This window comes from Clostridium neuense (genome assembly GCF_045310695.1).
Taxonomy (GTDB): Bacteria; Bacillota; Clostridia; order Clostridiales; family Clostridiaceae; genus Clostridium_S; species Clostridium_S neuense.
The window spans coordinates 1-6,247 of the sequence record NZ_JBJIAA010000035.1 but is presented as its reverse complement, the minus strand read 5'-3'; the positions used below and the strand labels follow the sequence as shown (position 1 = coordinate 6,247).

At 29.7% G+C, this 6,247-nt stretch carries 1 protein-coding gene; it reads left to right on the top strand.

From position 1 onward, the window contains the following. A partial coding sequence (locus tag ACJDT4_RS23180) for an amino acid adenylation domain-containing protein (RefSeq protein WP_406789997.1) occupies positions 1 to 6,247 on the top strand: 6,247 nt, incomplete at both ends.

The following is a 6,247-nucleotide window of genomic DNA, read 5'->3' as shown; positions in this document are numbered from 1 at the left end:
ATAAAACTAGAAAGCATGCCATTAACACCAAATGGTAAAGTGGATAGAAAAGTATTACCAGAGCCACAGGGAAAAATTAACACAGGAGCAGAGTACGAAGCACCAAGAAATGAGTTAGAAGAGAAGTTAGTAGAGATATGGCAAGGGGTATTAGGCGTAACTAATATAGGAATAAATGATGACTTCTTTGAATTGGGGGGACATTCGTTAAATGCAACAACTTTAATAGGTAGAATTTATAAAAAATTAAATGTAGAAATACCGCTAAGAGAAATATTTAGCAAAGGGAATATTAAAGGATTAAGTGAGTATATAGAGGCTATTAGTAAAAAAGAATATGAAGAAATAGAAAGAGTAGATGAAAAACAGTATTATGAAGCTTCATCAGCCCAAAAGAGAACATATATGCTTCAAGAGATTGATAAGGACAGTACTGTATACAATATGCCTGGAGCTTTAGAGATAGAGGGTAGGTTTGAAATAGATAGAATGCAGGAAGCCTTTATAAAGTTAATAAATAGGCATGAGACATTAAGGACAAGCTTTTACCTTAAAGATGGAAAGATAGTGCAAAGAATTAATAAAGCTAATGAAATACAATTTAAAATAGAGAAAATAGAAATAAAAAATGAAGAAGAAGTGAAAGAAAAGTTTGAAGAATTTATAAGACCGTTTGATTTAGAAAAAGCACCATTATTAAGGGTAGGGATTATAAAATTAGAAAAAGAAAGACATATTATGTTTTTTGATATGCACCATATAGTGTCAGACGGAGTCTCAATAGCTATACTAACAAGGGAAATTAGCGACTTATATGCAGAAAAGGATTTAGGAGAATTAAAAATACAATATAAGGATTATTCTGCATGGCAGTTAAAGAAGAATGAAAGTGAAGAATTAAAAAAACAGGAACAATATTGGTTAAAGGAATTTAGTGACGAAGTACCAGTACTAAGCTTACCTACAGATTATAAAAGACCAAAAGTTAAAGACTTCAAGGGTAGAAGTATAAATTTTGTTTTAGATAAGGAAACAACTGAAAAGTTAAGAAAGATAGCTAAAGAAACTGGAAGTACTATGTACATGGTACTATTAGCAAATATAAATATACTATTATCAAAATATAGCGGACAAGAAGATATAGTAGTTGGAAGTCCAATAGCTGGTAGAAATCACGCAGACCTAGAAAACTTAATAGGTATGTTCGTAAATACTTTGGCAATAAGAAGTATTGTAAATAATGATTTAGGCTTTAGTGATTATTTAAAAATAGTAAGAAATAAGGCTTTAAAAGCATACGAAAATCAAGATTATCAATTTGAAGAAATTGTAGACAAAATAGATATAGATAGAGATTTAGGAAGAAATCCTTTATTTGATGTAATGTTTATTTTGGAGAATATGGAAGAATACAAAATAGAAATAGAGAATAGTATTTTCAAGCCATATAAATTAACTGGAGGCATAGAAAAATTTGATATTACAATTGATGCAAGAGAAGTCAAAGAGGAAATTTGTTTTAATTTGAGTTATGCAACTAGCTTGTATAAATATGAAACTATAAAAAGAATGATAAATCATTTTTTGAATATAGTAAAAGAAACGACAAGCAATGAAGAAATTAAGATTAAGGATATAGAAATACTAAGCGAAGAAGAACGCAGTATACTAGAAAAATTCAATGATACAGAAGGAGAATATCCAGAAGATAAGGTAGTAAGTGAACTCTTTGAAATGCAGGTGGAAAAGACTCCAGACAATATTGCAGTAGTATATGAAAACCAGAGTCTAACTTATAAAGAGCTAAATGAAAGAGCTAATTCATTAGGAAGAACCTTAAGGAAAAAAGGCGTAGGAGCGGAATCTGTAGTAGGAATAATGGTGAAGCGTTCCTTAGAAATGATAGTAGGAATAATGGGTATATTAAAAGCAGGGGGAGCATATATGCCAATAGACCCAGAGTATCCAGATGACAGAATAGAATATATGCTAGAAAACAGTGAAACAAAGCTAGTATTAGTACAAAACGAGTTTAAAGATAGAATAAATAAAAATAACGTAGAAGTATGCAGGTTAGATGATGAAGAATTATACAAAGAAAGTAATGCTAACTTAGGTAAAACTGCTAGTGCAAAAAATTTAGCATATGTAATATATACATCGGGAACAACTGGAAAACCTAAGGGAGTTATGATAGAGCATAAAGGTATAGTAAATAGAATTAATTGGATGCAGAAAAAATATAACATAAGCAGCAAAGATGTAATATTACAAAAGACAACATATACATTTGATGTATCAGTATGGGAAATATTGTGGTGGTCATTTGTTGGAGCTCAGGTTAGGATGCTAGTGCCAGGAGGAGAAAAAGATCCAAGTGAAATAACAAAGAGTATAAAAGAAGGAAAGGTTACAGTTCTTCACTTTGTTCCATCAATGCTGAATGTTTTTATGGACTATGTAATATCGGAAGGTAAAGTGGAAGATATAGAAAGCCTAGAGAAGGTATTTACGAGTGGAGAAGCGTTAAAAGTAGAACAAGCCAACATATTTAACAAAGAAATAGGAAGAGTAAATAACACAAGGCTAATAAATTTATATGGACCAACAGAAGCTTCAGTAGATGTAACTTACTACGAATGTAGGGAAAAAGAAGAAATGATACCAATAGGAAAACCTATTGATAATACAAAAATATATATAGTTGATAAGAATAATAAAATGCTCCCAATAGGAGTAGCAGGAGAGTTGTGTATAAGTGGCTGCGGAGTAGCTAGAGGATACTTAAATAACGAAAAGTTAACTAATGAAAAATTTGCAGAGAATCCATATGAGCCGGGAGAAAAAATGTATAGAACAGGAGATCTAGCAAGATGGCTTCCAGATGGGAACATAGAGTATTTAGGAAGAATAGACCATCAAGTTAAGATACGTGGTTTTAGAATAGAGCTTGGAGAAATAGAGAGTAATATATTAAAACTAGAAGGAATAAAAGAAACAATAGTTTTAGCAAGAGACGGGGCAGTAAGCAAATATCTATGTGCATATTATGTTGGAGAAAAAGAGTACAGTGTAGGAAAGTTTAGGGAAGAATTAAAAAAATCTATGCCAGACTACATGGTGCCAGCATACTTTATAAAACTAGAAAGCATGCCATTAACATTAAACGGAAAAATAAATAGAAAAGCACTACCAGAGCCACAAGGTAAAATTGATACAGGATCAGAATATGAGGCTCCAAGAAATGAAATAGAACAAAAACTTGTACAAATATGGGAAAAAGTATTGGGTATAGACAATATAGGAATAAACGATGACTTTTTCAGTTTAGGTGGAGATTCCATAAAATCAATACAGGTAATATCAAGAGCTAAAGCAAAAGGATATTATTTTGAGGTTAAGGATGTATTCAACAATTCAAATATAAAAGCTTTAAGTAAGTGCGTAAAGAAAAATGATGTAACAATAAGCCAAGATGAAGTGGTTGGAGAAGTAGAATTAACGCCTATACAAAAATGGTTCTTTGAAATGAATTTTGAAGAAGAACATCATTGGAATCAATCAGTAATGTTGTTTAGTAAAGATGGGTTTGAAAAAGAAGCATTAGAAAAAGCATTTGAAGCTATAATTATTCACCACGATGCATTGAGAATGGTATATAAAAATGAAAATGGTGAAATACATCAAATTAATAGAGGGACAAGTGAAAAGTTATACGATTTAAATGTATATGAAGGTTTAAGTGAGAAAGAAGTAACAGAAAAGTGTGATGAAATTCAAGGTAGTATTAATCTACATGATGGACCTCTTGTTAAATTAGGTTTATTTAAAACCCATGAAGGAGATCATTTACTAGTAGCAATACACCATTTAGTTATAGATGGGGTTTCATGGAGAATATTATTTGAAGATTTATCAAAGGCATATGAAATGGCTAAAAATGGAGAAGATATAATACTTCAAGAGAAAACTACATCCTTTAAAGAGTGGGCAAGTGAACAGAGTAAATATGCGACAAGTTCCAATATGAGAAAACAGCTAGAATACTGGAGCTATATAGATAAGTGTGACGTAAGGAAACTTCCAAAGGACAAAGAGGTAGCTGTAGCTAGGATTAAAGATTTAAGAAGTGTAGGATTTAACCTTACAAAAGAGGAAACGGAGAAATTATTAAAACATGTAAATAAGGCATATAACACGGAAATAGAGGATTTGCTATTAACAGCTTTGGCATTAACAATAAGTAAATGGACAGGCGAGGAAAATATATTAGTCAACTTGGAATCTCATGGTAGAGAAGAGATTCTAAAAAATGTGGATATAACAAGGACAATAGGATGGTTTACTTCGCAATATCCAATAGTTTTAAGCAGTAGTAATGAAGAATTAGGAATGATGATAAAGAATACAAAAGATTCTTTAAGAAGGATACCTAATAAAGGAATTGAATATGGCATAATTAAATATCTTTCTAATAATCCAATTAATGATAAGTTGAAACCAGAAATATGCTTTAACTATTTGGGACAATTTGATGAAGATATAAATAATAATATTTTTAAGGTATCATCGTTAAGTAGCGGAAGTTCAATTGGTTTAAATAATAAAAGCTTATATTTATTAGACTTTTCGGCAATACTTATAGATAAAAATATGAATTTAAATTTAAGGTATAACGCTGAGGAGTATAACGATGAAACAATTAAAGCATTAATTAATGATTATAAAGATAATCTTACGAAAATTATTAAACATTGCATGGGTAAGGATAAGACGGAAAAAACAGCAGCAGATATAACAAAAGAGAATATAAGATTGCAGGAGTTGAGTCCATATTTAAAAGATATAGACAACATAAAAAATATATATCCTTTGACACCAATGCAAGAAGGAATGCTATATCATACACTTGCTGACGATAAGCCGGAATTATATAATGAACAATTAGCAATAAAAATAAAGGGACACTTAGATATAGAGTTATTAAAGCAGAGTTTCAATAAGTTAGTACAAAGGCATGATGTATTAAGAACCACTTTTGACTACGAAAATTTTAATAAGAATATGCAAATTGTATTTAAAGAGAGAACAAGTTATGTTGAATATAAGGATGTAAGCAAAGAAAAATTTGATAAAGAGCTTTATATTAAAAACATAATGAGCGAGAATAGAAAAAAGGGTTTTAACTTAAGTAAAGATGCGCTTATAAAATTAATAATAGTTAAAATTGAAAGAAGCACATATAGCTTAATACTTAACAATCATCATATTATAATGGACGGTTGGTGTTTAAATATAATAATGATGGAATTATTTAAGGTATATAATGAGTTAAAATACGGCTATAAAGCAGCTCTCAAAGATGTAGTGCCATATTCAGAGTATATAGAATGGCTTAATAATAGAGATGAGAAAGCAGCAAAAGAATATTGGAAAAACTATCTTTTAGGTTATAATGAAGCAACACTATTACCATTTAAAAATAATAAAGTTAAAGGGGAATATAAGGATACCCAAGTTGATTTTGTAATAGAAAAAGATGTAACGAAAAAGCTTCAAACAATAGCTAGAAATAATAAGGTTACAATTAATACAATATTGCAGAGTATATGGTCGATATTGCTTCAAAAATATAATAACAGCAGTGATTCTGTATTTGGATATGTAGTATCGGGAAGAAATCCTGAAGTTAAAGGTATAGAAAATATGCTTGGTTTATTTATAAATACTGTGCCTTTAAGAGTTAAAACAAAGGAAGATACCACTTTTAAGGAACTGTTAGCTAATGTAAATAAATCATTTATAGAGAGTAGCAAATACGACTTCTATCCTTTAGCAGATATACAAGCACTAAGTGAAATCGGCGAAAAATTGATAAGCAATATAATGATATTTGAAAATTATCCGGTCGATAGTGAAGGTATAAATAATGAAATTTTAACTAAGAATGATTTACAAATAATTGGTTTCAAATCGGAAGAACAAACTAATTATAATTTTAACGTGATAGTATCTTATCAAGATAATATTTCAATAAAATTTAATTTTAATGAATCGTTATATTCAGAGAATAATGTAATAAAAATCAAAGAGCATTTTGAAAATTTAGTAAAGCAAATTATAGAAAATGAAGAAGTGCTAGTTAAAGATATAGAAATAATAAATGAAGAAGAAAAGCACAGATTATTAGTAGAATTTAATGATACAAAGGCAGATTACCCAAGGAATAAAACGATAAATGAATTAT